At 65.5% G+C, this 25,196-nt stretch carries 24 protein-coding genes, 1 tRNA gene, 2 pseudogenes and 1 riboswitch; of the genes and pseudogenes, 21 read left to right on the top strand and 6 right to left on the bottom strand.

Going from position 1 to position 25,196, the window contains the following annotated elements; translation table 11 throughout:
* The 8 genes and pseudogenes from EOA78_RS27120 to EOA78_RS27085 all read left to right on the top strand — a co-directional run.
* Positions 1-193 (top strand): annotated as a pseudogene (locus EOA78_RS27120) (winged helix-turn-helix domain-containing protein); the annotation flags it as partial.
* A 29-nt stretch (positions 194-222) separates the two neighbouring features.
* Positions 223-427: riboswitch (cobalamin riboswitch) on the top strand.
* A gap of 37 nt (positions 428-464) precedes the next feature.
* Positions 465-899: a DUF1636 family protein gene (locus EOA78_RS27115; protein ID WP_127317892.1), complete on the top strand. Its 435-nt coding sequence runs from the start codon at positions 465-467 to the stop codon at positions 897-899.
* Positions 896-1,933 carry a cobalamin biosynthesis protein CobW gene (gene cobW / locus EOA78_RS27110; protein ID WP_127317890.1) on the top strand — a complete coding sequence of 346 codons (1,038 nt, stop codon included), beginning with the start codon at positions 896-898 and terminating at the stop codon, positions 1,931-1,933. The genes EOA78_RS27115 and cobW overlap by 4 nt, the downstream gene beginning before the upstream one ends.
* 18 nt (positions 1,934-1,951) lie before the next feature.
* The gene (gene cobN / locus EOA78_RS27105) at positions 1,952-5,503 is read left to right on the top strand and encodes a cobaltochelatase subunit CobN (protein ID WP_127317888.1); all 3,552 of its coding nucleotides are present in this window, start codon (positions 1,952-1,954) and stop codon (positions 5,501-5,503) included.
* Positions 5,500-6,855 (top strand): precorrin-3B synthase, encoded by a 1,356-nt coding sequence (cobG, locus tag EOA78_RS27100; protein WP_127317886.1) that lies wholly within the window; start codon positions 5,500-5,502, stop codon positions 6,853-6,855. The genes cobN and cobG overlap by 4 nt, the downstream gene beginning before the upstream one ends.
* Positions 6,856-6,857: 2 nt before the next feature.
* Positions 6,858-7,490 (top strand): precorrin-8X methylmutase, encoded by a 633-nt coding sequence (locus tag EOA78_RS27095; protein ID WP_127317884.1) that lies wholly within the window; start codon positions 6,858-6,860, stop codon positions 7,488-7,490.
* Positions 7,487-8,245: a precorrin-2 C(20)-methyltransferase gene (locus EOA78_RS27090; RefSeq protein WP_127317882.1), complete on the top strand. Its 759-nt coding sequence runs from the start codon at positions 7,487-7,489 to the stop codon at positions 8,243-8,245. The genes EOA78_RS27095 and EOA78_RS27090 overlap by 4 nt, the downstream gene beginning before the upstream one ends.
* Positions 8,242-9,006, top strand: a complete 765-nt coding sequence (locus tag EOA78_RS27085; RefSeq protein WP_127317880.1) for a precorrin-3B C(17)-methyltransferase — start codon at positions 8,242-8,244, stop codon at positions 9,004-9,006. The genes EOA78_RS27090 and EOA78_RS27085 overlap by 4 nt, the downstream gene beginning before the upstream one ends.
* Here the strand turns inward: EOA78_RS27085 and EOA78_RS27080 are convergent.
* Positions 8,970-9,752, bottom strand: a complete 783-nt coding sequence (locus EOA78_RS27080) for a cobalt-precorrin-6A reductase (protein WP_127317878.1) — start codon at positions 9,750-9,752, stop codon at positions 8,970-8,972. The two genes, EOA78_RS27085 and EOA78_RS27080, sit on opposite strands and share 37 nt — an antisense overlap.
* Position 9,753: 1 nt before the next feature.
* Between EOA78_RS27080 and cbiE the strand changes: the two genes are divergently transcribed.
* From cbiE to cobT, 7 genes are read left to right on the top strand one after another with little or no spacing between them, the layout of a single operon-like run.
* Complete coding sequence (gene cbiE / locus EOA78_RS27075; RefSeq protein WP_127317894.1) at positions 9,754-10,995, top strand: precorrin-6y C5,15-methyltransferase (decarboxylating) subunit CbiE; 1,242 nt, start codon at positions 9,754-9,756, stop codon at positions 10,993-10,995.
* Positions 10,992-11,378 (top strand): cobalamin biosynthesis protein, encoded by a 387-nt coding sequence (locus EOA78_RS27070; protein WP_127317876.1) that lies wholly within the window; start codon positions 10,992-10,994, stop codon positions 11,376-11,378. Before cbiE ends, EOA78_RS27070 begins: the two co-directional genes overlap by 4 nt.
* Positions 11,375-12,139, top strand: a complete 765-nt coding sequence (gene cobM / locus EOA78_RS27065) for a precorrin-4 C(11)-methyltransferase (protein ID WP_127317874.1) — start codon at positions 11,375-11,377, stop codon at positions 12,137-12,139. Before EOA78_RS27070 ends, cobM begins: the two co-directional genes overlap by 4 nt.
* Entirely contained in the window at positions 12,136-12,954 is an 819-nt protein-coding gene (gene cobA, locus EOA78_RS27060) for a uroporphyrinogen-III C-methyltransferase (protein ID WP_127317872.1), read from the top strand. The genes cobM and cobA overlap by 4 nt, the downstream gene beginning before the upstream one ends.
* Positions 12,951-14,264 carry a cobyrinate a,c-diamide synthase gene (locus EOA78_RS27055; RefSeq protein ID WP_127317870.1) on the top strand — a complete coding sequence of 438 codons (1,314 nt, stop codon included), beginning with the start codon at positions 12,951-12,953 and terminating at the stop codon, positions 14,262-14,264. The genes cobA and EOA78_RS27055 overlap by 4 nt, the downstream gene beginning before the upstream one ends.
* Positions 14,261-15,022: an adenosylcobinamide-GDP ribazoletransferase gene (locus EOA78_RS27050; RefSeq protein ID WP_127317868.1), complete on the top strand. Its 762-nt coding sequence runs from the start codon at positions 14,261-14,263 to the stop codon at positions 15,020-15,022. The genes EOA78_RS27055 and EOA78_RS27050 overlap by 4 nt, the downstream gene beginning before the upstream one ends.
* Positions 15,023-15,046: 24 nt before the next feature.
* On the top strand, positions 15,047-16,057 hold the full coding sequence (gene cobT / locus EOA78_RS27045) for a nicotinate-nucleotide--dimethylbenzimidazole phosphoribosyltransferase (RefSeq protein WP_127317866.1): 1,011 nt from the start codon (positions 15,047-15,049) through the stop codon (positions 16,055-16,057).
* A gap of 117 nt (positions 16,058-16,174) precedes the next feature.
* Here cobT and EOA78_RS27040 read toward each other — a convergent pair.
* Positions 16,175-16,250, bottom strand: a tRNA-Lys gene (locus tag EOA78_RS27040).
* Between the two features lie 235 nt (positions 16,251-16,485).
* Entirely contained in the window at positions 16,486-17,397 is a 912-nt protein-coding gene (locus tag EOA78_RS27035; RefSeq protein ID WP_127317864.1) for a PhzF family phenazine biosynthesis protein, read from the bottom strand.
* 377 nt (positions 17,398-17,774) lie between these two features.
* Here EOA78_RS27035 and EOA78_RS27030 point away from each other — a divergent pair, with 377 nt between their 5' ends.
* From EOA78_RS27030 to EOA78_RS27015, 4 genes are all read left to right on the top strand, one after another.
* The gene (locus EOA78_RS27030) at positions 17,775-19,067 is read left to right on the top strand and encodes an efflux RND transporter periplasmic adaptor subunit (protein ID WP_127317862.1); all 1,293 of its coding nucleotides are present in this window, start codon (positions 17,775-17,777) and stop codon (positions 19,065-19,067) included.
* A 4-nt stretch (positions 19,068-19,071) separates the two neighbouring features.
* Entirely contained in the window at positions 19,072-19,779 is a 708-nt protein-coding gene (locus tag EOA78_RS27025) for an ABC transporter ATP-binding protein (protein WP_127317860.1), read from the top strand.
* Positions 19,780-19,781: 2 nt separating this feature from the next.
* Positions 19,782-20,999: an ABC transporter permease gene (locus tag EOA78_RS27020; protein WP_127317858.1), complete on the top strand. Its 1,218-nt coding sequence runs from the start codon at positions 19,782-19,784 to the stop codon at positions 20,997-20,999.
* A gap of 123 nt (positions 21,000-21,122) precedes the next feature.
* Entirely contained in the window at positions 21,123-21,365 is a 243-nt protein-coding gene (locus EOA78_RS27015) for a hypothetical protein (RefSeq protein ID WP_065012325.1), read from the top strand.
* Between the two features lie 85 nt (positions 21,366-21,450).
* On the opposite strand, the gene EOA78_RS27010 is transcribed toward EOA78_RS27015, so the two are convergent.
* Both EOA78_RS27010 and EOA78_RS27005 read right to left on the bottom strand, forming a co-directional pair.
* Positions 21,451-22,167 (bottom strand): hypothetical protein, encoded by a 717-nt coding sequence (locus EOA78_RS27010; RefSeq protein ID WP_127317856.1) that lies wholly within the window; start codon positions 22,165-22,167, stop codon positions 21,451-21,453.
* A gap of 11 nt (positions 22,168-22,178) precedes the next feature.
* Positions 22,179-23,291 carry an endonuclease/exonuclease/phosphatase family protein gene (locus tag EOA78_RS27005; RefSeq protein WP_127317854.1) on the bottom strand — a complete coding sequence of 371 codons (1,113 nt, stop codon included), beginning with the start codon at positions 23,289-23,291 and terminating at the stop codon, positions 22,179-22,181.
* Between the two features lie 166 nt (positions 23,292-23,457).
* Here EOA78_RS27005 and EOA78_RS27000 point away from each other — a divergent pair, with 166 nt between their 5' ends.
* Together EOA78_RS27000 and EOA78_RS26995 are read left to right on the top strand one after the other, a co-directional pair.
* Complete coding sequence (locus tag EOA78_RS27000; RefSeq protein WP_127317852.1) at positions 23,458-24,036, top strand: BA14K family protein; 579 nt, start codon at positions 23,458-23,460, stop codon at positions 24,034-24,036.
* Positions 24,037-24,206: 170 nt separating this feature from the next.
* On the top strand, positions 24,207-24,491 hold the full coding sequence (locus EOA78_RS26995) for a PilZ domain-containing protein (RefSeq protein WP_127317850.1): 285 nt from the start codon (positions 24,207-24,209) through the stop codon (positions 24,489-24,491).
* 182 nt (positions 24,492-24,673) lie between these two features.
* Here EOA78_RS26995 and EOA78_RS26990 read toward each other — a convergent pair.
* Positions 24,674-25,196 (bottom strand): annotated as a pseudogene (locus EOA78_RS26990) (ketol-acid reductoisomerase); the annotation flags it as partial.

Here is a 25,196-nt window from a genome sequence, read left to right as displayed (position 1 = left end):
CCTCAAGGCCGACCGCCCCGCCGGCGTGCTGCGCGTCCATGCCGCCTATGCCGAGCCCGGCGCCCCGCCGCAAACCGCCGCCGAACTCTTCGAGGAGTTGAAGCTGACGCAGGGTTGGCTCGGGCTGGAACGCATCGAGGTGACGCCGGCCGGGGATCTGGGTTCGGCCCTCGCCAACATTGCCGCATCGTAGACGTGCGTTGACACGACTGCCTGCACAAGCCTAAATCCGCATTGGACGGTCTCCTCTCGGCAAAGGGAGGAGCCAAGAGGGAATGCGGTGCGAAATCTCGATTTCAAATCCGCGGCTGTCCCCGCAACTGTAAGCGACGAGCCAAGGCCGAAAACCACTGGGACGGTCCCGGGAAGGCGGCACGAAGGCGATGACCCGCGAGCCAGGAGACCTGCCGTCTAGGACATAAGAATCCGATCGCCTGGCGGGTTTTCCGGGCAAGGAGCCTGATTTGGAACGCGACAGCAGTTTTTCGGCTGAGACAGCGGACGTAGTGTCCAGCGATAGTGATGCCTTGGCCGGCATCACGGTGATTGTCTGCGCCTCCTGCCGTGATGAGACCGGCTCCGACGCCCATCCCCGCGCCGGCGAACTGCTGGCCGAAGACACGCGCCGCGCAGCTTCCGGCGAACATATCCGTATCCGCAGCGCCGAATGCCTCGGCAACTGCAAGCGCCGGCTGAGCGCCGCGATCCTGCGCGACGGCTGCTGGAGCTATGTCTTCGGCGACCTGACCACGACAAGCGGCGCCGATCTCGTCGCTGGCGCAAGGCTCTTCGCCACCTCGACGGACGGCCTCATTCCATGGCGCGGCCGTCCCGATTGCCTGAAGCGCGGCCTCGTCGCCCGCATTCCTCCCCTCGACCTTTTGAAGGATCAGATATGACCGCTTCCATCTCCCGCGTGCCCTGCACCGTCGTCACCGGCTTCCTCGGCGCCGGCAAGACGACGCTGATCCGCCATCTGCTCGAAAACGCCGGGGGCAAGCGGCTGGCCATCATCGTCAACGAGTTCGGCGACATCGGCATCGACGGCGAGATCCTCAAGGGATGCGGCATTGACACCTGCCCCGAGGAAAATATCGTCGAGCTGGCCAATGGCTGCATCTGCTGCACCGTCGCCGATGATTTTGTGCCGGCGCTCGACCAGATCCTGTCGCTGACGCCGAGGGTCGACCACATCCTGATCGAAACCTCTGGGCTGGCCCTGCCCAAGCCGCTGGTCCAGGCCTTCCAGTGGCCATCGGTGAAGAGCCGGGTGACCGTCGATGGCGTCATTGCCGTGGTCGACGGACCGGCGCTAGCTGATGGCCGCGTCGCCAACGACTTGGACGCCCTGCAGGCGCAGCGCGCGCAGGACGAGACGCTCGACCACGACGACCCGGTCGAGGAGGTGTTCGAGGACCAGCTCGCTTGCGCCGACCTGATCATATTGTCGAAGAGCGACTTGATGGACGCCGCCGGTTCGGCCCGCGCCAATGCCATAATCGGCGAGCACACCGCGCGCGCCGTCAAGATCGTGCCGACCTCGCAGGGCAAGATCGATCCGTCTGTGCTGCTCGGCCTTGGCCTTGCCGTCGAAGACGATATCGAGAACCGCAAGACCCATCACGACGACGAGCTCGACCACGAACATGACGACTTCGATTCCTTCGTCATCGACATTCCGTCGATCGCCAATCCCGATGAGCTGGCTTTGCGCGTCGCCACGGCGGCGGAGGAAGAGAACGTGCTGCGCGTCAAGGGTTTCGTCGAAGTCGGCGGCAAGCCGATGCGGCTCTTGCTGCAGGCTGTGGGGCCGCGCGTCAATCACTATTACGACCGCGCCTGGGCCGCTGAGGACGACCGCCGCTCGCGCCTCGTCATCATCGGCCTGAAAGGGCTGAACCGCCCGGCCATCGAGCGTATCCTCGCCGGCTGACCTCAGGCACGAGCCGCGATGCACATCCTCACCACCACATCCGCCTCGCTGGACGATCTCGCCGAGCCTGTTGATCTCAGGCAGACGCCTGCGGATGTCGTGGCCTTGTCCTTCACCGACAGCGATCTAGCCGGGCTGGCAGCAGCGTGGAAGGCGGATGCGGATCGCCTGCCGTCGATGCGGCTGGCGGCTCTACGCGACCTGCGCCATCCCATGTCCGTCGACCTCTGGATCGACAGTGTCGCCCGGCACGCGAGGGTTATTTTGGTCCGCATTCTCGGCGGTTATGACTGGTGGCGCTATGGCTGTGACCAGCTCGCCTCGACCGCCCGCGCACGCGGCATAAAGCTGGCGCTGCTGCCCGGCGAGAGCCACGACGAGGATCTGCGGCTGATCGAATGCTCGACGCTGACCCGCGAAGAGCTCGATGGTCTGCTCGATTATTTTCGCGAGGGCGGCCCGGAGAATATGACGGCGCTGGTGCAGAGGCTGGCCCGGCTGGCGGGATCGGACATGGCGGTCGCGGAGCCGGTCAGCGTGCCGAAGGCGGGCTACTATCAGCCGGGACGCGGTGTCGTCCCCCTCCCCCTTGAGCGGAGGATCCGGCCGCAGGCCGGGGGTGGGGTCCGCTCTGAAGTGCGCCAACACCCTGAAGCGCTTCGACAGAAACAAATGTCGCGCACTGCCGCAACGACCCCACCCGGCCCTGCGGGCCACCGTCCCCTCGAGGGGGAGGGATACGCCGCGCCTGTCATTCCCATCCTGTTCTATCGCTCGATGCTGCTCGCCGCCGATGTCGCGCCCATCGACGCTTTTTTTGAGGCGCTGAGCGCGCGCGGAATGGCCCCCGTCCCCATCTTCGTCTCCAGCCTCAAGGACCCAGCATCGCTCGCCTTCGTCGAAACCGCGCTCGCGGCGCTGAACCCTGCCGCGATCATCACCGCGACGGCTTTCGCCTCCGGCGCCGAGCCCGGCGTCGAAACCGTGTTCGACCGCGCCGGGGTGCCGGTGTTCCAGGTCATCGTGGCGACGACACGCCGTGACATCTGGCAAAACAATCAGCGCGGCTTGGCGCCCGCCGACCTCGCCATGCATGTCGTCCTGCCCGAACTCGACGGCCGCATCCTCGCCGGCGCCATTTCCTTCAAGGGCGAAAGCGAAACCGACCCCGCATTGGCCTTCCGCGCCTTCGCCAACCGCCCAGAGCCAGACCGCGTCGCGCAGGTGGCGAACCGTGTCGAAGCCTTCATCCGCCTGCAGCAGACGCCGCGTGCGGAGCGCAAGCTCGCCATCCTGATCCCCGACTATCCGAGCGCACCCGGCCGCACCGGCTTTGCCGTCGGCCTCGATGTGCCGTCCAGCGTGCTGGCGATGCTGCACGACCTGAGCGAACAGGGCTACGCCGTTGAAGGAATTCCGCAAACGCCAAGGGAATTGCTGGAGGCGTTGGAGGTGGGCGGGCAAGGATTGAGCTCGGAAGACTATCTGCGCTTCTCGATGGATCTGCCCAAAGCCGCGCGCAACACAGTTGAGGCGGCATGGGGAGCCAATGACAAAGCTCACGTCAATTCGCCCCCCTCTGTCCTGCCGGACATCTTGTCCGGCAGGACAGAGGGGGGTGCTCACGCGCCAATCTTGCCAGGCTTCCCCTTCCGCGCCGCCAGCTTCGGCAACATCACCGTGGCGCTGGCGCCTGACCGTGGGCGCTCACTCGACCGCCGCGCCGACTACCACGACCCGACATTGCCGCCGCGTCATGCGCTGATCGCCTTCGGCCTCTGGCTGCGCAAGACAGTCGGCGTTCATGCCCTGATCCATGTCGGCGCACACGGCACGCTGGAATGGCTGCCCGGCAAGACCGTTGCGCTTAGCGAAAGCTGTTTTCCCGAGATCGTGACTGGCCCCCTGCCCGTCATCTATCCCTTCATCGTCTCCAATCCGGGAGAGGCAGCGCAGGCCAAGCGGCGCATTGCCGCCGTCACACTCGGCCATTTACCGCCGCCGCTGACCGGCGCCGGGCTCGATGAGAACCAGCACCAGCTTGAACGGTTGGTCGACGAATATGCCCAGGCCGACGGGCTCGACCGCCGCCGCCGCGATCGCCTGGCGAAGCTGATCGTCGAAACCGCACAAAAGACCGGCCTCGCCTCCGAAGCCGGCGTCGCCGGAACCGACGCGCCCGACGAGGCGCTGCGCCGCATCGACGCCTGGCTCTGCGACCTCAAGGATTTTGCCATCAAGGACGGCCTTCACATCTATGGCCGCTCAGCCGAGGGTGAGACCGATCCGCTGCGCGAGCAAAGTGCGGCGGCCGAGAAGGCGGCACTCATCGCAGTGCTCGACGGCCGCCATGTCGCTGCCGGTCCGGCCGGGGCACCGGCGCGTGGCCGGCGCGATGTGCTGCCGACCGGCCGCAACCTGTTCACATCAGATCCACGCGCCATGCCGACGCCGACATCCTTCGATCTCGGCAGGGCGGCATCCGACGAGGTCTTGCGCAGCTACATGCAATCGCATGGCGACTGGCCGCGCTCGCTGGTCATCGACCTCTGGGGCTCGGCCTCGCTGCGCACCGGCGGCGAGGAGATCGCGCAAGGCCTGGCGCTGATGGGCTGCCGGCCGCAATGGGATTCCGCCACCGGCCGCGTCACCGGCATCGAGGTGCTGCCGCCGGCAACGCTTGGCCGCCCGCGCGTCGATGTCACCTGGCGCATATCAGGCCTGTTTCGTGATATGTTCCCGACCCAGATCGCCCTGATCGATGCCGCCGCCAATGCCGTCGCCGCCCGCGACGAGGACGCGTCGGAAAACCCGCTCGCAGCAAGGACCCGCGCAGACGGGAAGATCAGCCCACGCATTTTCGGCACCTCGCCAGGCACCTACGGCGCCGGCGGCGAGGATTTGCTGTCGAGCGGCGACTGGGCCGCGCGCGAAGAGATCGGTCGCGCCTATCTCGACGCCACCTCGCATGCCTATGGCGGCGCCGACGGCGAAGGTATCTCGGCGCCCGGCGCGTTCGAGGATCGTGTCGCCGAGGCCGACCTTCTCGTCCATACGGGAGATGATCCCGGCCGCGATATCCTCGAAGGCTCGGCCGACGTCGCCTTCATCGGCGGTTTTTCGGCGGCGCTTGCGGCACTCGGCAAGAATGCCGACGTCATCGTCCTCGACACCACGGATCCGCAAAAGCCGAAGCCGCGTTCGGTTGGAGAAGCGGTATCTCGGGTAGTTCGCGCCCGTGCCGTCAATCCGCGCTTCATCGCCGGCCAGATGCGGCACGGGCCGCGCGGTGCTTCGGAATTCGCCGAGACGGTCGACCGGCTGGTCGGCTTCGCTGAGACCACCCATGCCATATCGGGCTCGCTGATCGAGGTCGTGCACGACGCCTATCTCGGCGATCCCGTGGTTCGCGCCTTCATCTTGCGCGAGAACCCTTCCGCCGCGAAGGTGATCGCCGAGCGGTTTCTGTCGGCGCGGCGGCGCGGTCTCTGGCATCCGCTGCGCAATTCCATCGATGACGATCTCGCCGCACTGATCGCCGAGGCCCAGGCGCTGGGGGTGGCTGCATGAACGCCTTCTCACGTCGCGGTGCCTGCCCCGCTTTGTCGGCGCCGATGCAGACCGGCGACGGGCGTCTGGTGCGGCTCAATCCGGTCGCCGGAGGACTCTCGCCGAAGTCCTTGATCGGACTCGGTGAATCTGCCTTGCGGCATGGCAACGGCATCATGGAGGTGACCGCACGTGGCAGCCTGCAGATACGCGGCCTGACACCCGGCAGCGCAAGGCTGCTTGCGGCGGAGGTCGACGCTATCGGCATCGCCGTGCGCACCGGCGTCCCGGTCGAGACTGGCCCGCTGGCAGGGCTGGATCCGGAGGAAGTTGCTGACCCGCGCCCGCTGGCGGAGCAGATTCGGGCGGCAATCGATGATCCTGGGCTGGCACAGCGCCTTGGTCCGAAGGTTTCCGTAATCGTCGACGGTGGCGGGCGGCTGAAAATGGATGCGGTTACGGCCGACGTCAGGCTGGCTGCAATGCGGACCGATGCGGGAACGCAGTGGCAGGTGGCTGTCGCCGGCGACGGTCAGACTGCGACGCTACTCGTCATGGTCGATGAAGATGCGGCCCGTAATATCGCCGTCGCTATTCTACGGATGGTTGCTGAAAAAGGCCGCGAAGCCCACGCAAGGGATTTGACGGAGCGGCAATTAAGATCTCTCGCAAGCTGGCATCTTTTCGCGCCCCCCTCCGCCAGGACAGAGGGGGGCGCCGTGGAGCGCCTTCCTGTGCCGGCTAGCTTCCCCAATGGCGTTTTCGACCTAACAGATGGCATCGCCCTCGGCATCGGCCTGCCCTTCGGCAGCATACCCGCGCAAAAACTCATCGAGCTCACGCAAAGGGCCTTCACCCTCGGCGCAACCGAAATCCGCCTGGCGCCGGGCCGCGCGCTGGTTTTTATCGGCCTTTCGCCGACCGCCTGCCGCTCGCTCCAGCAAACCGCCGCCACCCTGGGCTTCGTCACCGACGCTGCTGATCCGCGCACCAGGATCGCCGCTTGCCCCGGTGCGCCGGCCTGCGCCTCCGGCCGGATCGCGACGCGCGACATCGCCGAGACCATCGCTGCGGAAAACCGCGACATCCTCGATTCCTCGCTCACACTTCATATTTCCGGCTGCGCCAAGGGCTGCGCGCATCCCGGCCCAGCGGCGCTGACGCTGGTCGGCGGCGAAAACGGAGCCGGTCTTGTCGTGGACGGGACGGCAAAGGCCCTTCCTGCCGGATACAGGCCAGGCTATGACGCCGCGCGCGGCGTTGACCGCGTTGCGGCAGCGATCCGCCGCACACGATTTCGAGGCGAAACCGCCGCCGCCTGCCTGACAAGGCTTGGCGCGGCCGGTGTCGCCGAACTCTATCGACAGGAATGAACATGGCCGCCTACGACTATATCCATGACGGCACGGCCATCTATGAGCGCTCCTTCGCCATCATTCGCGCCGAGGCCGACCTGTCGCGCTTTTCCGCTGCCGAGGCCGATGTCGCCATCCGCATGATCCATGCCTGCGGCCAGGTCGAGGCTGCCAGGCATTTCGTTTTTTCGGAGGATTTTGTTGCCGCCGCGCGCACGGCTCTGGCGGCCGGCGCGCCGATCTTCTGCGACGCCGAGATGGTCTCGCACGGTGTCACCCGCGCCCGGTTGCCGGCCGGTAACGAGGTGATCTGCACGCTGCGCGACCCGCAAACGTCTGACGTCGCAAAAAAGATCGGCAACACCCGCTCCGCTGCAGCCATAGACCTTTGGGGCGAACGCATGGCCGGTTCGGTCGTCGCCATCGGCAATGCGCCGACAGCACTTTTCTACCTGCTGGAAAGGTTGCGCGACGGCGCGCCGAAACCGGCTGTTATCATCGGCATGCCGGTCGGTTTCGTCGGTGCTGCCGAATCGAAGGATGCGCTGGCCGAGAATTCCTACGGCGTGCCCTACGCGATCGTGCGCGGCAGGCTTGGCGGCAGCGCCATGACGGCCGCCGCACTCAACGCACTGGCGAGGCCAGGTCTGTGAACGCGATTGCAAAAGGCAGGCTTGTCGGCGTCGGCACCGGTCCCGGCGACCCCGAACTGCTGACGCTCAAGGCCGTGCGCGCGCTGGCCGAAGCCGACGTGGTCGCGCATTTCGCCAAGCGCGGCAACAACAGCAATGCGCGCGCTATCGTCGGCGCGCATTTTCGCCCCGATTTGATAGAGTTGCCGCTGCTCTATCCCGTGACCACCGAAATCGACAAGGAGCACAGCGATTATCGGTTGCAAATAACGGATTTCTACGAAGAGTCGGCCGAAAAAATCGCCGAGCACCTCAGCGCCGGCAGAATGGTCGCGGTGCTTTCGGAAGGCGACCCGCTGTTCTACGGCTCCTACATGCATCTGCATGTCAGGCTGGCACACCGCTTCCCGACCGAGGTCATTCCCGGCGTCACCGCCATGTCCGGCTGCTGGTCGGCGACCGGAACGCCGATCGTCCAGGGCGACGATGTATTGACCGTGCTGCCGGGCACGATGAGCGAATTCGAGCTGACCCGCCGCCTCGCCGACACCGATGCCGCCGTCATCATGAAGGTCGGCCGTAACCTGGCCAAGATCAGGCGTGCACTGGAATCGACCGACAAGCTGGCGCGTGCCGTCTATGTCGAGCGCGGCACCATGCCGGGCGGCGTTTCGATGCGGCTGGCCGACAAGCAGGACGACAAGGCGCCCTACTTCGCCATCGTGCTGGTGGCCGGCTGGTCAGGCCGGCCCGCCGCATCGGGAGCCGAAACATGAGCGGCCGCCTGACCGTCATCGGCCTCGGACCAGGCAATGCCGACCAGGTGACGCCGGAGGCAAGCCGCGCCGTCGCCGAGGCAAAATTCTTCTACGGCTACAAGCCCTATCTCGACCGGCTCGATCTGCGCCCCGACCAGACCCGCGTCGCCTCGGACAATCGCGAGGAGCTGTCCCGCGCCAAGGACGCGCTGGTAAAGGCTGCGCAGGGCCACGCTGTCGCCGTCGTCTCGGGCGGCGACCCCGGCGTCTTTGCCATGGCAGCGGCCGTCTGCGAGGCGATCGAGGCCGGCCCAGCCGAATGGCGTGCCGTTGACGTCGCGATGCTGCCGGGCATAACCGCCATGCTCGCGGTCGCTGCCCGCATCGGCGCACCGCTCGGCCATGATTTCTGCGCCATCTCGTTGTCAGACAATCTAAAACCCTGGGACCTGATCGAGCTGCGGCTATTGGCGGCGGCGGGCGCCGGCTTTGTCATTGCGCTCTACAATCCGATCAGCAAGGCGCGCCCCTGGCAGCTCGGCCGCGCCTTCGAATGCCTCACGGCGATCCTGCCCGGCACCACGCCGGTCGTCTTCGGCCGCGCGGCCGGCCGTCCCGACGAGCGCATCGAGGTGTTTTTGCTGGCGGAAGCCGATGCGGAAAAGGCCGACATGGCGACCTGCATCATCATCGGCTCGCCGGAAACCAGGATCATCAAGCGCGGCGAAAAACCGGCGCTGGTCTACACGCCGCGTTCGGCGGCGGGCCCAAGAAAATGACTGACCAGAAAATGATCGACCAGTTCGGCAAGAGCTTCGACAGTCTCAGCCGACGTAACGTCTGGCAGCGCCGGCCTGCGGATCATGACTACCTCGATGCCAAGCTCCCGTGCTGCGGATATCTTGCCGTAGGTCGCCTCGCCGCCGCTGTTCTTGGAAACGACGACGTCGATGCGGTGTTCCAGAAGCAGTGCACGTTCGTCGGCTTCCCGGAACGGCCCACGCGCCAAGAGATAGGTCGCATCGGGCACAGCGAGCCTTGGCTCGACCGGATCGACGCTGCGGATAAGATAGTGATGTTGGGGTGCGGCCTCAAAAGCGGCGACCTCCTGTCGCCCGAGCGCCAGGAAAACGTGGCGTGGAGCCGACCCCAGCGCCGTCACCGCGCTGGCAACACTGTCGACCAGCGTCCACCGGTCACCTTCGGCAGGCTCCCAGCCCGGGCGCCTGAGCGCAATGATCGGCACGCCGGCCTCATGCGCCGCTTCCGTGGCATTGGCGGAGATTTGCGCCGCATAAGGGTGCGTGGCGTCGATCAGCAGATCGATCTGGTTCTCGCGGAGATATGCCGCCAGCCCGTCGGCGCCACCGAAACCACCCGTACGGGTGGGCACGTCTTGCGCGACAGGATTTTCGGTGCGGCCGGCCAGCGACAGCGTGAGCGTCACATCGGTGCGCGCGACCAGCTTTCCCGCCAGTTGCCGGGCTTCGGTAGTTCCGCCGAGGATCAGAATGCGGTGGGTCATCATGCCTGCTGAGGGTCCGCGCGGCGCCAAGCCCAACTCAAGATGGCTAACAATCGTCGGCATCGGCGAGGACGGTGTAGCGGGTCTCGGCGACGAGGCCAAGCGGTTGATCGCCGAGGCTGAATTCGTCTTCGGCGGCACGCGTCACCTTGCCCTTGTCGCGTCACTCGCCAAGGGGGAAGCACGCGCCTGGCCAACCCCTTTCGATGCCGAGATGTGCGACGTGCTGGCACTTGCGGGCAAAAAGGTCTGCGTGCTGGCCTCCGGCGATCCGTTCTTCCATGGTGTCGGCGTCACCCTCACCCGCAAGGTGGCGGCGGAGGAGATGCGCGTCATCCCTGCGCCCTCGGCCATATCGCTGGCCGCCGCCCGCCTCGGCTGGGCGCTGCAGGATATCGAGACCATTTCGCTGCACGGCCGCCCGCTCGACCTGATCCGACCGCTCCTGCACCCCGGCAGCCGCATCCTCGCGCTGACCTCGGACGGCGACGCGCCGGCGGCGATTGCGGGGCTGCTGACCGAACTCGACTTCGGCGCCTCGCGTTTGACGGTTCTGGAGGGGCTGGGCGGCCCGAACGAAAGGCTGCGTTCGACGCGCGCGGACGCCTTCGACCTCGAAAAGATCAACCCGCTCAACGTGCTGGCAATCGAAGTTGGATCGACTTCAGAAGCACGCATCCTGCCGTTGACGTCAGGCCTTGGCGATCATTTGTTCGAGCATGACGGCCAGATCACCAAGCGCGAGGTGCGCGCCATCACCCTGTCCGCCCTGGCCCCCAGGCGCGGCGAATTGCTGTGGGACATCGGCGCCGGCTCGGGTTCGATCGGCATCGAATGGATGCTCACTGATCCCTCCATGCGCGCCATTGCTATCGAAGCCGATCCAACCCGCGCCGCCCGCATCCGCCGCAACGCTTCACACTGTGGCGTGCCCGGCCTTGTCGTGGTCGAAGGCTCGGCACCGAAGGCGCTTGCCAGGCTAGGCACGCCCGACGCGATCTTCATCGGTGGCGGCGGCAGCGATACCGGCGTGCTGGGCGCGGCCATCAAGGCCCTGCGTGTTGGCGGCCGGCTGGTCGCCAATGCGGTGACGCTGGAGATGGAGACGCTGCTTCTCGCCCGTCACGCTGCGCTCGGTGGCGATCTCACCCGCATAGCTATATCCCGTGCTTCGCCGGTCGGCTCGATGCAGGCCTGGCGGCCGGCCATGCCGGTCACCCAATGGAGCTGGGTCAAACCATGATGGTCGCGGGCATCGGCAGCCGCAAGGGCGTCAGCGCAATGGATGTGCTTGCGGCCATAGAAACCGCGCTGGAAGCGCATGGGCTGGCGATGACGGCGATTTCGGCGCTCGCCACCGCTTCTCTGAAGCAGGACGAGCAGGCAATCTTCTCCGCGGGGCGCGAACTCGCCCTACCGGTGATCGTTGTCGAGGACGACGCGCTCAAGGCTGCGTCGTCGCGCGTCATCAGCCACTCGAGCCTAACACAGGAGCGCGCCGGCACGCCGTCGGTTTCCGAAGCCTCCGCGCTTGCCGCTGCCGGGAAAGGCGCAAAACTGCTTGCGCCGCGCACTGTGCTCGGCCCGGTCACCTGCGCCATCGCCATCAGCGGAGACGCGGCATGACCGTCCACTTCATCGGCGCCGGGCCGGGCGCGGCCGACCTCATTACGTTGCGCGGCAGCAGGCTGCTGGCAAGCTGCCCGGTCTGCCTCTATGCCGGCTCGATTGTTTCGCCGGAACTGTTGCAGCACTGCGCCCCCGGCACGAAATTGATCGACAGCGCGCCGATGTCGCTCGACGAGATCGAGGCCGAGTACCTGGCGGCCCACCGGGCCGGCCACGATGTCGCCCGCCTGCATTCCGGCGACCTCTCGGTGTGGAGCGCCGTCGCCGAGCAGATCCGCCGGCTGGAAAAGCACGGCATCGCCTATACGCTGACGCCGGGCGTGCCCTCTTTCGCAGCCGCTGCGGCAGCGCTGGGCCGCGAGTTGACCATTCCCGAGATCGCGCAAAGCCTGGTGCTGACCCGCATCTCCGGCCGCGCCTCGAAAATGCCGCCCGGCGAAACCCTGGCCGGCTTCGGCCGCACCGGCGCGACGCTGGCCATTCATCTTGCCATCCACGCCATCGACCGCGTCGTCGCCGAGCTGACGCCATTCTATGGCGCCGACTGCCCGGTTGCGGTCGTCTTCCGCGCTTCCTGGCCGGACGAGCGCGTGCTGACCGGCACGCTGGCGACGATCGAGGCGCAACTGACCGCCGATCCGATGGAGCGCACGGCGATCATCTTCGTCGGCCGCTCGCTGGCAGCGGAAGGCTTTGGCGAGAGTTCACTTTACGACGCCCACTACCAGCGGCGTTTTCGCGGGCGGGACGGATTGTGAACGACGGCACCGGAAACAGAGGTGGAAACACCACAATCGAACAGGCGTTGGCCCGGCTGAACTTCAAACCGCGCCAGCTTGAGCCGGGCCATGTCTGGCTGGCCGGCGCCGGCCCTGGCGATCCCGGCTGCCTGACGCTGGAAGTGCTGGCGGCACTTGGGCAGTGCGATGCCCTCGTCTACGACGCGCTGGTGTCTCGCGATGTCGTAGCGGTGGCTGCGAGTGCCGAGCTTTTTTACGTCGGCAAGCGCGGCGGTCAGCCGTCGATGAAACAGGATGACATCACCGCTTTGCTGGTCCGGCTGGCGCGAGAAGGCCACCGCGTCGTCAGGCTGAAAGGCGGCGACCCCTATATTTTCGGTCGCGGCGGCGAAGAGGCGCTGGCGCTCGCGCGGGAAGGCATTCCCTTCCGCGTCCTGTCCGGCCTCACTTCAGGTCTCAGCGCGCTGGCCGGAGCCGGCATCCCGGCCACCATGCGCGGCATCAACAAGGCGGTGATCCTGGCCACCGGCCACGCCGCCGGCACCGATGACGACCTCGACTGGGCGGCAATCGCCCGCACCGGCCAGCCGGTTGTCGTCTACATGGGCATGGCCAACCTGCCGCTGATATCGGCCTCGCTGCTCGAGGGTGGGCTGGCGCCATCGACGCCGGCGGCGGTGATCGTTGCCGCGACGACGCCGCAGGAGCGCATCGTCGTCGCCACGCTCGCCACCATCGCCGAGGCGGCGGCTGCCGGCGGGTTGACCTCACCGGCGCTGATCGTCGTCGGCGGCATCGTCGCGATGCGAGCGGCATTGGCGGGCGAACCATGACCCGCGCGATCATCATCGGCGCCCCGCGCTCGGGTTCGGGCAAGACCAGCGTCACCATCGGCATCCTGCGCGCGCTCGCCAGGCGCGGCCTGAAAGTGCGTGGCGCCAAGTCCGGGCCGGACTATATCGACCCCGGCTTCCACGCCGCCGCGACAGGCCTTTCCGGCGTCAATCTCGACAGTTGGGCAATGCCGCCCGCTCTGCTCAACGCGCTAGCCGGTGACGCAACTGAAGATGCCGATTTCATCTTCCTGGAAAGCGCGATGGGCTTGTTCGACGGGATTCCCGCTGCTCCAGGCCGCACCGGCTCGGCCGCAGATCTTGCCCGGCTTTACGGCCTGCCGGTGCTGCTGGTGCTCGACGTTTCCGGGCAATCGACCACGGCGGCGGCCGTCGCCAAGGGTTTTGCTACATATGATCCCGATGTGCGTATGGCCGGCGTCGTGCTCAACCGGCTGGGCAGCGAGCGGCACCGCCGGCTTTGCAGCGATGCCATCGAGGCGCTCGGCCTGCCTGTCGTCGGCGCGATCCTGCGTGATCCCTCGCTCAACCTGCCGGAGCGCCATCTCGGCCTCGTCCAGGCCGGCGAATATGAGAATTTGATGGCCCATCTCGACCGGCTGGCCGACATGGTCGAACGGTCGCTCGACCTCGACGCCATCATTGCACTGGCGGCGCCATTCGCGCCCGCTCCCGGTAATTTCGGCGATGCGTTGCCGCCGCCCGGCCAGCGCATCGCGCTGGCCGAGGATGCCGCCTTCACTTTCCTCTATCCGCATGTCGCGATGCGTTGGCGCAAGGCTGGGGCGGAAATCATCCCCTTCTCGCCACTCGCCGACGAGGCGCCCAGCGATAATTGCGATGTCTGCTGGCTGCCCGGCGGCTATCCCGAGCTTCACGCCGGCCGCCTCGCAGCGGCTGCAAATTTCAGGGCCGGCATGAAGGCCTTTTCGGCAACACGGCCGGTGCATGGCGAGTGCGGCGGCTTCATGGTGCTCGGCGAAGCGCTGGAGGACGCATCGGGAGAGACGCACGGGATGCTCGGCCTGCTTGGTCACTCGACCAGCTTTGCCAGACGAAAGATGAATCTCGGCTACCGCGAGGCGCTGCTGCGCGCCGATTGCCCACTGGGACCCGAGGGCACGCTGATCCGTGGCCACGAATTCTACTATGCGCAGATGATTGCCACCGGCAATGACGAACCGCTGGCCGACCTCGCCGACGGGCAAGGCAATCCGCTCGGCGGCTCAGGCTACCGGCGCGGCCATGTCAGCGGCACATTCTTCCATGCCATTGCGAGGGGCGCATGAACGCCACGCAACGGCAGATCCTCGGAGACGTCGCGCTTTGCCTCGTCTTCTTCACCCGGTTGCCGCTGCCGGCCTTCGACTTTCGTGGCCGCAGCCTTGCCGCTGCGATCTGGGCCGCCCCCGTCGCGGGCCTGGCGGTCGCTATTGTCGGTGCGCTGGTCTACGCCCTCGGCACAAGGCTCGGCCTTACCGGAGGTTCAGCCGCCGCGTTGACCCTTGCTACGACCTTGCTCGCCACTGGCTGCCTGCATGAAGACGCGCTTTCGGATGTCGCCGACGGCTTTGGCGGCGGCAAGACACGCGACAGGAAACTGGAGATCATGCGCGACAGCCGCATCGGCGCCTATGGCGCTTGCGCGCTCGGCCTCTCGCTGCTGATCCGCTGGAATGTGCTCACCGAGCTGGGCGATCCCGCGCATGTCCTCTTCGCTCTGATTGCCGCACATGCCGCTTCGCGCGGCCCGCTCGGCGCGTTCATGCATCTGTTGCCGCCGGCTCGCAGCGACGGCCTCTCGGCCGATGCAGGCACCGTGTCGGCCGAAACGGCCATTGCCGGCGCCGGGCTTGGTGCATTCGCGCTACTGGCGCTTGGGTTCGGTAGCGCGGTCGCCGCGCTCATCCTGCTCGGCCTGTTGTTTGCCGCCTTCCGTGCGCTGTGCCTCAACCAGATCGGCGGCCAGACCGGCGACACGGTCGGCGCCCTGCAGCAGCTTGGCGAGATCGCAATCCTGCTCGTCGCTTCCGTTTCCCTTTCCTGACTCTGTTTCGGAGACTTTGCCCCCATGCCTTTCAAATCGCTTGATGAATTGCGCGCGGCCTGCCTCGATCTGCCTGCCGGCAGCGACGCCGCGGCAAATGCTGTCGCCCGCCGCCAGGACACGTTGACCAAGCCGCAAGGCAGTCTCGGCCGGCTGGAAACCATAGCGGCCTGGCTTGCGCGCTGGCAGGGCCGCGACATGCCCAAGCTCGGCCGCGTCAAAGTCTTCGTCTTTGCCGGCAATCACGGCGTCACCGCACAGGGCGTGTCCGCCTTCCCGTCGGAGGTCACCGTGCAGATGGTGGCGAATTTCGCCGGCGGCGGTGCCGCCATCAACCAGATCGCCCGCATCGCCGGTGCCGAACTCGACGTCATTCCGCTCGACCTGGACCGTCCGACCAGCGATTTCACGCAAGTGCCGGCGATGGACGACGAAGCCTTCCTCGCCGCCGTCTCGGCCGGTCACAGTGCGGTGACGAAAGACCTCGACCTGGTCTGCTTCGGCGAAATGGGCATCGGCAACACTACGCCGGCCGCGGCCATCTCGGCCGCCCTGTTCGGCGGCGGCGCAGAAAAATGGACCGGGCGCGGCACCGGCGTCGACGATGCCGGCCTGGTGCGCAAGATCACAGCCATCGAGGCCGGCCTAAAGCGCCACGCCGAGGCCCTTGCCGACCCGCTGACGGTCGCGGCCGCCCTTGGCGGGCGCGAACTCGCCGCCATTTTCGGTGCGACCCTGGCCGCACGCCATCTAGGCGTACCTGTGCTGCTCGACGGCTTCGTCTGCACCGCCGCCGCAGCACCGCTGGCAAAATTGCATCCCGCCGGCCTCGCCCACACGCTTGCCGCCCATGTCTCTGCCGAATCCGGCCATCGCCGGCTGCTCGAGGCACTCGGCCTGCCGCCGCTGCTCGACCTCGGCATGCGGCTCGGCGAAGGCTCCGGCGCATGCCTCGCCGTCAACATCGTCCGTTCGGCGCTGGAATGCCATGCCCGCATGGCAAGCTTCGCCGAGGCTGGGGTGTCGGAGAAGTAAATGCTCGCAAACTCATGAGAGTCGACACGGCTCGATACAGGGGCGTGAGACTGAGATTTTCAGTCTCGCATTGTCGCCCCGTTCTCAGGGTCTTGCCACCTAAGTCTTTGAAATCTTTGGTGGGTGCGACAGGGATCGAACCTGTGACCCGCTGATTAAGAGTCAGCTGCTCTACCAACTGAGCTACGCACCCACTCGCCGGTAAAACCAGCGTCGGCGGGCATATAGCCGCCGCCATCCGCCATGTCCAGCCCTGCCGGATTCATTTCCCGACAATTCGCGCCGGGTTTCGTCATCCTAGGGCGGAGCGAACGCGAAGCGGAGCAGAGATCCTAGGATCCATGCCGTAACCGCTCGGTTACGGCATGGATCCGAGGGGTCGCCGCGACGTCGCTTCGCTCCTGCTACGCCCTAGGATGACGGGTATGTCAGACAAACAGCTTGCCTTCCGCCACTTTTACCGCATGGCCGCCGATGCGGGCGGCGGCGAGTTTGCCGCCTTCGACATTCAGTTCGAGGCGAATGCGCGAAGGCCGGCCCATCTCAAGCCCTTGCTCGATCCACAGTCGCGAGACCCCGTCTCGCGGGCCGTCGAAATGCATGATCGCGCCGGCGAAGGCGGCCGCCGCCGAACCGGTCGCCGGATCTTCATAGGAGGGACTGCCGGGCACCATCATGCGGACATGGAAGGCGCTGTCGTGGTTCACCGTCTCCCGGCAGTAGACATACGGGCTGGCGAAGGCCCACTCGCTCTTGCGGGGGGCCAATTCCGACCACGCCTGGTTATCCAGCCGTATCCGGGCGGCGGCCTCTAGATCGGCGACCGGAACGGTCACATAGGGCACACCGGCCGACCAGAACGAGACGCGGTGATTCTCGAAGCCGACTTCGTGTGGCCCCAGCCCAAGTGCGGCGCCGATCGCCTCCGGGTCGGCGGACAGTTCCAGTGGCTCCGGCAGTTTGGCCAGGTCGAACTCGGCAAAGGTGGCGCCCTCGTGCTTGCTGACGGCGCAGCGCACCGGGCCGATATTCTCCTCCAGGACGAAGATGCCGGCGGTGTCGCCATCGCCAGCTATTTCGGCAAGCGCGATCGCGGAACCGACAGTCGGATGGCCAGCGAACGGCATCTCATAATCGGGCGTGAAGATGCGGATGCGGGCGCGGTGCTTGGGATTGTCAGGCGGCAGCACGAAAACGGTTTCCGACAGGTTGAACTCGCGTGCGATGGCCTGCATCGCGGTCGTGTCCACCCCCTTGCTGTCAAGCACGACGGCCAGCGGATTGCCGGCCAGCCGCTCGGTCGTGAACACGTCGTACAGTAAGTAGTTCCGGGTCAGCATCGTAGAAAGCCTTCTGCCTCAATCTAGGTCGCGGACTCATGAATATGGTCGAAATGGTGTGAGGCCATCTGTTCGGATACGCGGAGCGAAGGCGAAGGAAGCCATTCGGCTTTCAAGCCCTTCGCAACAAAGTAGCCGGGCAGATGGACCACATCCTCCGGACGCCGAAACGGCTGCAAGCTGCGTCGTCGAACCGCTCGGCCGGGGGAAAGACCCCGACCTTCGCAATTCTCCTTGCATCTTCTTGCCCTTTCAGGCGCCATTTCGATCATATTCATGAGTCCACGACCTAACATGGGCGAAATTTAATTTGATATTTGAACCATTCGGCCTGATCTGTGCGCTGATGGGATTAACATTGTTCATAGGGGTCCGGCGTGGACCAGATTGTCAATCTGCCAAAGACGGAATCCACTCCCGCCATCGAGACAGCACTCGGGCTTGACCACCTGGGTCTGAAGAAGAAACGCCATCGCGGCTGGCTTTATGGCCTGCTTATGCTGGTCGTCATCGCCGCAAGCCTCGCCGGCTACCAATGGTACGCCGCGTCCCCCGCCAGGATCGACTATACCACGGCGCCGGCCGCTGTCGCCGATCTCACGGTCGAGGTATCGGCGACCGGCACGCTGCAGCCCCTCACCCAGGTCGACATCTCGAGCGAACTGTCCGGCGTCGTCCGCTCGGTCGCGGTCAACGAGAACCAGCAGGTGAAGAAGGGCGATGTGCTGGCTGCGCTCGACACGGCCAAGCTGGAGGTGCAGATCGAGCGCGCCGAGGCTTCCGCCAAGGCGGCGGCCGCCAATGTCGAGACCGCCACCGTAACCCTCACCGAAAACGAAAGGGCGCTTGTGCGCGCGGCGGCACTCACCAAGCGCGGCATGGCGACGGACCAGTCGCTTGAAGCGGCGACCGCGACGCGCGATCGCTCCAAGGCAGCGCTCGACAGCGCCAAAGCCAGTCTTGCCATCGCCAATGCCGATCTCAAGGCGCAGCAGACGGACTTCGCCAAGAGCACCATCTATGCGCCCATCGACGGCATCGTTCTGACGCGCTCGGTCGATCCCGGCCAGACGGTTGCCTCCTCGCTGCAGGCGCCGGTGTTGTTCGTCATCGCCGCCGAGCTCAGAAATATGGAATTGAAGGCAGCGGTCGACGAGGCCGACATCGGCGCGGTCAAGCCCGGCCAGCATGCGCGCTTCACCGTCGACGCCTTTCCGGAACGGCCGTTCGATGCCGAAATCCGCGACATTTCCTATGCCTCGGTCACCACTGACGGCGTCGTCACCTACGACGCGCGGTTCGAGGTCGACAACAACGAGCTTCTGTTGCGGCCGGGCATGACTGCCACCGTTTCGGTCGTCACCAGGCAGGCCAAGGGCGTGCTCACGGTGCCGGCCATCGCCTTTCGCTATCGGCCGGCGCAAACAGCCGCCCGCGCGTGGAGCCTGAGCGACCTGTTCACGGGCCGCATGGGCCGTCCAGGCGGCAACCGCCAGCGCCAGGCGACGGCGCAGCCTAGCGACGGCTCGCGCACGCTCTACGTGCTGGAGAACGGCCGGCCTCGGCCGGTCAACGTCAAGGTCGGCTCCACCGATGGCGAACTGACCGAGATCACCTCCGGTCTCGAAGAAGGTGCGCAAGTCATCACCGCCGCGCAGCAGCGGAGCTGAGACAGTGGCGGCGGGCGCGACCCTCATCGCCTTCGACAAGGTCTGGAAAAGCTATGGCCAGGGCGAGGCCACGGTCCATGCGCTGGCTGGTGTCGACCTTGCTATCCGCAGCAGCGAATTCGTCGCCATAATGGGACCGTCCGGCTCCGGCAAGTCGACGGCGATGAACATCATCGGCTGCCTCGACACGCCGACGGCCGGAACCTACAGCTTCATGGGCATCGATGCTGGCCGTCTCGACCGCAACCGCCGCGCCATGCTGCGCAACCTCTATGTCGGCTTCGTCTTTCAGGGCTACAATCTCCTGCCGCGCACCACGGCGGTGGAGAATGTCGAATTGCCGCTGATCTATCGCGGCATTGTCGCCCGCGAGCGTCGCGACCTCGCAATGAAAGCGCTGGCCGAGGTCGGCCTTGTCGGCCGCGAGCACCACACGCCGGCCGAGCTTTCCGGCGGTCAGCAGCAGCGCGTGGCGATCGCGCGCGCCATTGTCACCAGGCCGACCCTGCTCGTCGCCGACGAACCGACCGGCAATCTCGACACCGCCCGCACCCACGAGATCATGGAACTCTTGACCAGGCTGAACACCGAGCTTGGCCTCACCATCGCCATGGTCACGCACGAGGCCGATGTCGCCGGTTATGCCGAGCGCACAATCCGCTTCCTCGACGGACATGTCGCATCCGACACCATGAACCTTGAGGTGGTGTGACCGTGATCTGGGAAACTGTCCGCCTCTCGCTGCTGTCGGTCCGCCGCAACGTGCTGCGCTCGTTCCTGACGCTGCTCGGCATCGTCATCGGCGTCGCCGCAGTCATCGCCATGCTCACGATCGGCTCGGGCACTACCGAAAAGGTAAAGGCCGATATCTCCAAGCTCGGCAGCAATCTGCTCGTTGTCCGTCCCGGCCGCCCGGCCGGGCCCGGTGGACCGGGAGGGCTCGACCAGGCCACACGTCCGCTCGGCAGCAAAGAACTTGCCGCGCTTGTCGCACACCTGAGCGGCGCCCGCGCCATCTCGCCCGCCTCGCAAAAGCAGGTCCGCGTCATCTTCGGCACCGAGAGCCTGACGTCGGGTGTCACCGGCACCGACAGCGCCTATCTCGATGCGCGCGACTGGAAGCTGGTTTCGGGCCGCCCGTTCAGCGATTCGGAAATCCGCTCGGGCACCGGCGTCTGCCTGATCGGCGAAACGGTGCGCCAGCAGTTTTTCGGCGCCGGCGACCCCGAAGGCGAGATCATTCGCGTCAATCGCACATCCTGCAAGATCATCGGCCTGCTCGAGCCGAAGGGCTATACCGGCTTCGGCCAGGACCAGGACAATGTCGTGTTGATGCCGCTCGCCGCCTATCAGCGCCGCATTGCCGGCAACCGCGACATCGACTCGATTTACGTCGCCGCCGACGACCGGACGCCGACGACCGAGCTGCTGCCGCGCGTCGAGGACATCTTGCGCGACACACGCCGCATCACGCCCGATCGCGAGGACGATTTCTCCATCCGCGACATGACCCAGATCGCCGACGCCATGGCGAGCGCCACCACGACGATGACTGGCATGCTGGGTGCGGTCGCTGGCGTCAGCCTGTTGGTCGGCGGCATCGGCATCATGAACATCATGCTGGTGTCGGTCACCGAGCGCACCCGCGAGATTGGTATCCGGCTGGCCATCGGCGCGCATGAAAAGCACATCCTCATCCAGTTCCTGGTCGAGGCGACCGTGCTGTCGCTGCTCGGCGGCATCATCGGCATCCTGATCGGCCTGGCGCTGGCCGGCGTCGCCTCGCTGACGCTGGCGATCCCGTTTGCGCCAAGCCCGGCGGTAATCCTGCTCGCCGTCGGTTTCTCGGCGCTGATCGGCATGGTGTTCGGTTTCTTCCCGGCGCTGCGTGGCGCGCGGCTCGATCCGATCGACGCGCTGAGGCATGAATAGCGCGGCGGAGCGCGCGCCGCGTTCAGATGTCCCCCAAAATTTTGACGCTGCCGTCGCCCTCCCCCTGTCGCGAAATAATCCGTGGTGATAGCAATCGCCTTGGGGATATGGGGGAATAGTCGGATGAGCAAGAAAGAGCGTGTGATTTTGGTGACGGTGATCATCGAGGCCGCATTGGCGGGCCTTTGGTGGTACTTGGCCAGCTATGGCATGGCCAACCCCGATCATGTCACCGCCGATTTCCAGCAGGTTGTCGGTCAGACGATGGGAACGGCGATGGGTGCGCTGCTGGGTATCGGCGTCATGCTGTTTTTCGTCGCCGCCCGCAACGACCGCAAAGCCATCGAAAACAAAATGCGTCGTTAGAGCGACGTGCGTCCGGTTGGACGCACAAAGTACGCTCTAACACTTTGAATCTTTGCATCGTGCTTTCCGATTTCGGGCCGATGCGTCAGTCCTTGCCGGCAAAATGCCACTCGATCAGTGGCTTCATATGCGGCATCAGCCCGTCCGGCAGGTTATCGGCATTGCGGATGATAACAGGCCCGTCGATTTCCGGGTCTGCCTCGGCGGCGACAAAGGCACTGATGCGCTGCGCGACCTCGTCGGCGGATGCCGTCTCGCGATAGCGGCGAAAGATCACCGTGCCGGTTGCCGTCGACAGGGCATAGTAGCGCCTGCCGCGTGTCGCGCCGGCAAGGTCGAGGCCGGTTTCTTCCCGCACCTCGCGGATCATGTTGAAGTCGACATCGACAAGGCCGTCGCGGAAATCGGTTGGCTCGAACGAGCCGGCGGCGAAGTAGACGCGGCCGGCATTGACCGTGTGCGACGCCATGCGGATCGCTACCAGCGCGTTGTCGCCGGCGACCAGCATGGCATGGGCATAGGCGTGCTCGGCCCCAGCCACCTGCCGGTTGCCGCGCCAAAGCATGAAGGTCGAGTAGCGCACTGCATGGCAGCGGCCCACGAGGCTGTTATCGCGATAGCTGAGCGCCGAAAGCAGCACCACGGTGCCGTCGAACAACGCCGGATTGGCTGCGGTCTCGCGCCGCCAATTCTCGGTGATCGCTTGCGCATTATCGCGTTCGAACGGATGCGGGCCGGGGTCGAGCCTGACGTCGACGGCGTCGACCGGCATGATGATGTTGCGCGGCAGGTCGAAGCTCAACGGAGCGATCCTCAGGCCATGTCCAGGGTGATCGCCACCGGACAATGATCCGACGCTTTCGGCCGATCCCAGCCGGCACGCGGAAAGCGGTCCACCTCCTGGCCCGCCGGAAAGATCGTGCGCCAGGGCTGGCCGTTGCGGATGATGTCGGGAACGGCCGTCGCGTTCTTGGCTGCCAGTGCCTTCGACAACAGGATGTAGTCGAGCTGGCACAGATGCCGCTCTTGCGGTCCGCGCGTATGGTATAAGGTCCAACGATCCATCTCCGGGCGCCGCTCGACCGCATTCTCGCAAAAGCCGCCGGCGGTGAGCACGTTGAGGCAGGACTGGCTCTCATCGATCACCTCGAAGCGGTAGCCGTCAAAGGCGTCGCCGGAGATCGTCACGCGCTGACGATAATCGTTCATGTCGCCGCAGATCGCCCAGTACTTGTCGGCGGCGTGATCCCCACCGAAACGCTCCTCGATGATCCGGCGCACCGCTTGCGCCTCGGCGATGCGCAGCGGCATTGTCGCCTGGCGCCCGTCGAGACCGTTGCGGGGCGAGCCCATCGACTTGAAGTGCACCAGATAGAGCGTCAGCGGCACGCCACCGACGGTCAGGTCGATCTCCAGGCAGTCGCGCCGGAAGATGCGCTGGTTGGCCTGATGCCCAAACGCTGCCAGTTCCGGCGTATGCAGGCCGAATTGTTCGAACGTGACATAGGCATGGCTTGTCATGCGCACGAATTCGATCGGCTGGCCCTGCGCGGTCTCGTTGCGCATCATTACAGCGACGTCGATGCCGCGCGAATCGTTGCCGGCGGTGGTGTATTTCTGGCGGTAGCCATGCCCGACCATCTTGAACAGATAACCGTATTCGAAAGCCTTCAGCGCCTCGATATTGTCGACCTCCTGCATGCAGATGATGTCGGCGCGGGTGGCCGCGATGGCCAGTGCCGTCAGCTGGCGCGTATCGTCGGATTGAGCAATCGCCCGCGCCTGCTCCAGCATCTTGTATTCGGCCTCGCTCTGGATGTCGAAGAGCGCCAGCGTGCGATCTTCGTTGAGCTGGTTGCGGTATCCGGAAAAATCAAACCTGTTCATCAGGTTTTCGACATTGAAGGTGGCGAGGCGCAGCGACATGGCGGTGACCTTTGCCCACAAGCGCGCCCGAAAACAAGGGCCTGCCCTGCCCGTCATGGTTGACGAAACCTTTCCGTTCATCCTCCGTTCAGGCGCGAAGTTCCATGAATGACATTCTTCCTCGGGGTATTCCGGGCGTGGGGCCTGAAATCTCTTGGAGAGTGCAATGAAACCGCTCTTTTCTCTTTCTGTCAGATCCGGGCTTCTGGCGCTGGGTCTTCTGGCCGGCCTGACGGCTCCCTCGGTTGCCGGCCCAATTGCCAAACCTGTCCTTCCGGTGCCGGCCAACGCCGTCGCCCCCGACATTGTGCCGGTCCGCGAGAGTTGGGCCGGCGACAACGACCGGTGGATGCAGAGCGAATGGCGCTGGCGCAATCGGCACGGCACCCGGGAGTGGCGGGGCGGCGGCGATCATCGGAGATGGCGCGGTCGCGACGAAGCCTGGAGATGGCGAGATCGCGACGATGGCTGGCGCTGGCGCCACCGTCGTCATCATCGCCGTCATTTCAACGATTCCGCGATCTTTTTCGGCCTCGGCCTCGGGCTGCCCGCCTACAACTATTATAGCGGGCCGAGCTACTATGAGCCGGGCTATTACCCGCCTCGGCGTCAGTATCGCACACAAAGGCTTTCCAGCGCCCATGTCCGCTGGTGCTACGACCGCTACCGGTCGTATCGCGCCTGGGACAACACATTCCAGCCCTATGGCGGTCCGCGCCGGCAGTGCTGGTCGCCTTACAGCTGAGCGGAGCGACTGATGAACTCCAGACGGCGCCGCGCTCGCGGCGCCGTTTTTCATTTGGCCCACTTCGTCTGAAGTTCTTGCCGCCCTTTTCTGAGCGATGATAACGCTATGTTTATCAGGCGGGCCTAATTATCTTGCCGATCGCACCATATGAAATGCGACGGCGCGCGATGGCTGAAGACGAAAACAGGGGCAAACGCAGGCAGCGCGTCTTCAAGGGCGCGACGATCCTGACCGGCATCACCAATTCCGAGGTCACGTGCACGGTGCGCAACATGCATGACGGCGGCGCCGAACTGAAGGTCTCGATCGACGCACGCGTGCCCGACGAGTTCCTGCTCTATGTGCCGACCGACGGCATCGCCTACAAGGCAGTGGTCCGCTGGCGCCGCGAAGACCGCATCGGCATCATGTTCACCGGCACCGAGCCCAAGCCCCACTGGCACTACGGCTAAGTCCTCTGCACAGGGCCCTTTAAGCAGTCGACGAAGTTAGGAGAGAGAAAAATCTCCTGGAATACCCCGACGAGCAGTGCAGCCCCGGCAAGTAAGACAGAGGCGGAGGCCCACAGGACCCAAAGGCCAGCCTGGGCCGGCGGATCGCTCCGCCGGCTCTTACGCAAAGATGAAATTGCGGATCAGTTCTTGGCCTTGTCGACCAGCTTGTTCTTGGAAATCCATGGCATCATCGCGCGCAGCTTGGCGCCGACTTCCTCGATCTGATGGCTGTCATTGTTGCGGCGGATGCCCTTGAAGCGCGACATGCCGGCGCGATACTCCTGCATCCATTCCGAGGTGAACTTGCCGGTCTGGATATCCTTCAGCACGCGCTTCATCTCGGCCTTGGTCTCGGCGGTGATGATGCGCGGGCCCGAAACATATTCGCCCCATTCGGCAGTGTTCGAGATCGAGTAGTTCATGTTGGCGATGCCGCCCTCATAGATCAGGTCGACGATCAGCTTGACCTCGTGCAGGCACTCGAAATAGGCCATTTCCGGCGCGTAGCCGGCTTCCACCAGCGTCTCGAAACCGGCCCGGATCAGCTCGACCAGACCGCCGCACAGCACCACCTGCTCGCCGAACAGGTCGGTCTCGCACTCCTCGCGGAAATTGGTCTCGATGATGCCAGAACGACCGCCGCCGACGCCGCAGGCATAGGAC

Source organism: Mesorhizobium sp. M5C.F.Cr.IN.023.01.1.1, from assembly GCF_003997585.1.
Taxonomy (GTDB): domain Bacteria; phylum Pseudomonadota; class Alphaproteobacteria; order Rhizobiales; family Rhizobiaceae; genus Mesorhizobium; species Mesorhizobium wenxiniae.
The sequence above is the reverse complement of the archived record's forward strand: the minus strand, read 5'-3'. Positions and strand labels throughout refer to the sequence as shown.

Coding starts and splice junctions, on each gene's coding strand:
- cobW (WP_127317890.1), top strand. CDS start 896: ATGACCGCTTCCATCTCCCGCGTGCCCTGCACCGTCGTCACCGGCTTC.
- cobN (WP_127317888.1), top strand. CDS start 1,952: ATGCACATCCTCACCACCACATCCGCCTCGCTGGACGATCTCGCCGAG.
- cobG (WP_127317886.1), top strand. CDS start 5,500: ATGAACGCCTTCTCACGTCGCGGTGCCTGCCCCGCTTTGTCGGCGCCG.
- EOA78_RS27095 (WP_127317884.1), top strand. CDS start 6,858: ATGGCCGCCTACGACTATATCCATGACGGCACGGCCATCTATGAGCGC.
- EOA78_RS27085 (WP_127317880.1), top strand. CDS start 8,242: ATGAGCGGCCGCCTGACCGTCATCGGCCTCGGACCAGGCAATGCCGAC.
- EOA78_RS27080 (WP_127317878.1), bottom strand. CDS start 9,752: ATGACCCACCGCATTCTGATCCTCGGCGGAACTACCGAAGCCCGGCAA.
- cbiE (WP_127317894.1), top strand. CDS start 9,754: ATGCCTGCTGAGGGTCCGCGCGGCGCCAAGCCCAACTCAAGATGGCTA.
- EOA78_RS27070 (WP_127317876.1), top strand. CDS start 10,992: ATGATGGTCGCGGGCATCGGCAGCCGCAAGGGCGTCAGCGCAATGGAT.
- cobM (WP_127317874.1), top strand. CDS start 11,375: ATGACCGTCCACTTCATCGGCGCCGGGCCGGGCGCGGCCGACCTCATT.
- EOA78_RS27055 (WP_127317870.1), top strand. CDS start 12,951: ATGACCCGCGCGATCATCATCGGCGCCCCGCGCTCGGGTTCGGGCAAG.
- EOA78_RS27050 (WP_127317868.1), top strand. CDS start 14,261: ATGAACGCCACGCAACGGCAGATCCTCGGAGACGTCGCGCTTTGCCTC.
- cobT (WP_127317866.1), top strand. CDS start 15,047: ATGCCTTTCAAATCGCTTGATGAATTGCGCGCGGCCTGCCTCGATCTG.
- EOA78_RS27035 (WP_127317864.1), bottom strand. CDS start 17,397: ATGCTGACCCGGAACTACTTACTGTACGACGTGTTCACGACCGAGCGG.
- EOA78_RS27015 (WP_065012325.1), top strand. CDS start 21,123: ATGAGCAAGAAAGAGCGTGTGATTTTGGTGACGGTGATCATCGAGGCC.
- EOA78_RS27005 (WP_127317854.1), bottom strand. CDS start 23,291: ATGTCGCTGCGCCTCGCCACCTTCAATGTCGAAAACCTGATGAACAGG.
- EOA78_RS27000 (WP_127317852.1), top strand. CDS start 23,458: ATGAAACCGCTCTTTTCTCTTTCTGTCAGATCCGGGCTTCTGGCGCTG.
- EOA78_RS26995 (WP_127317850.1), top strand. CDS start 24,207: ATGGCTGAAGACGAAAACAGGGGCAAACGCAGGCAGCGCGTCTTCAAG.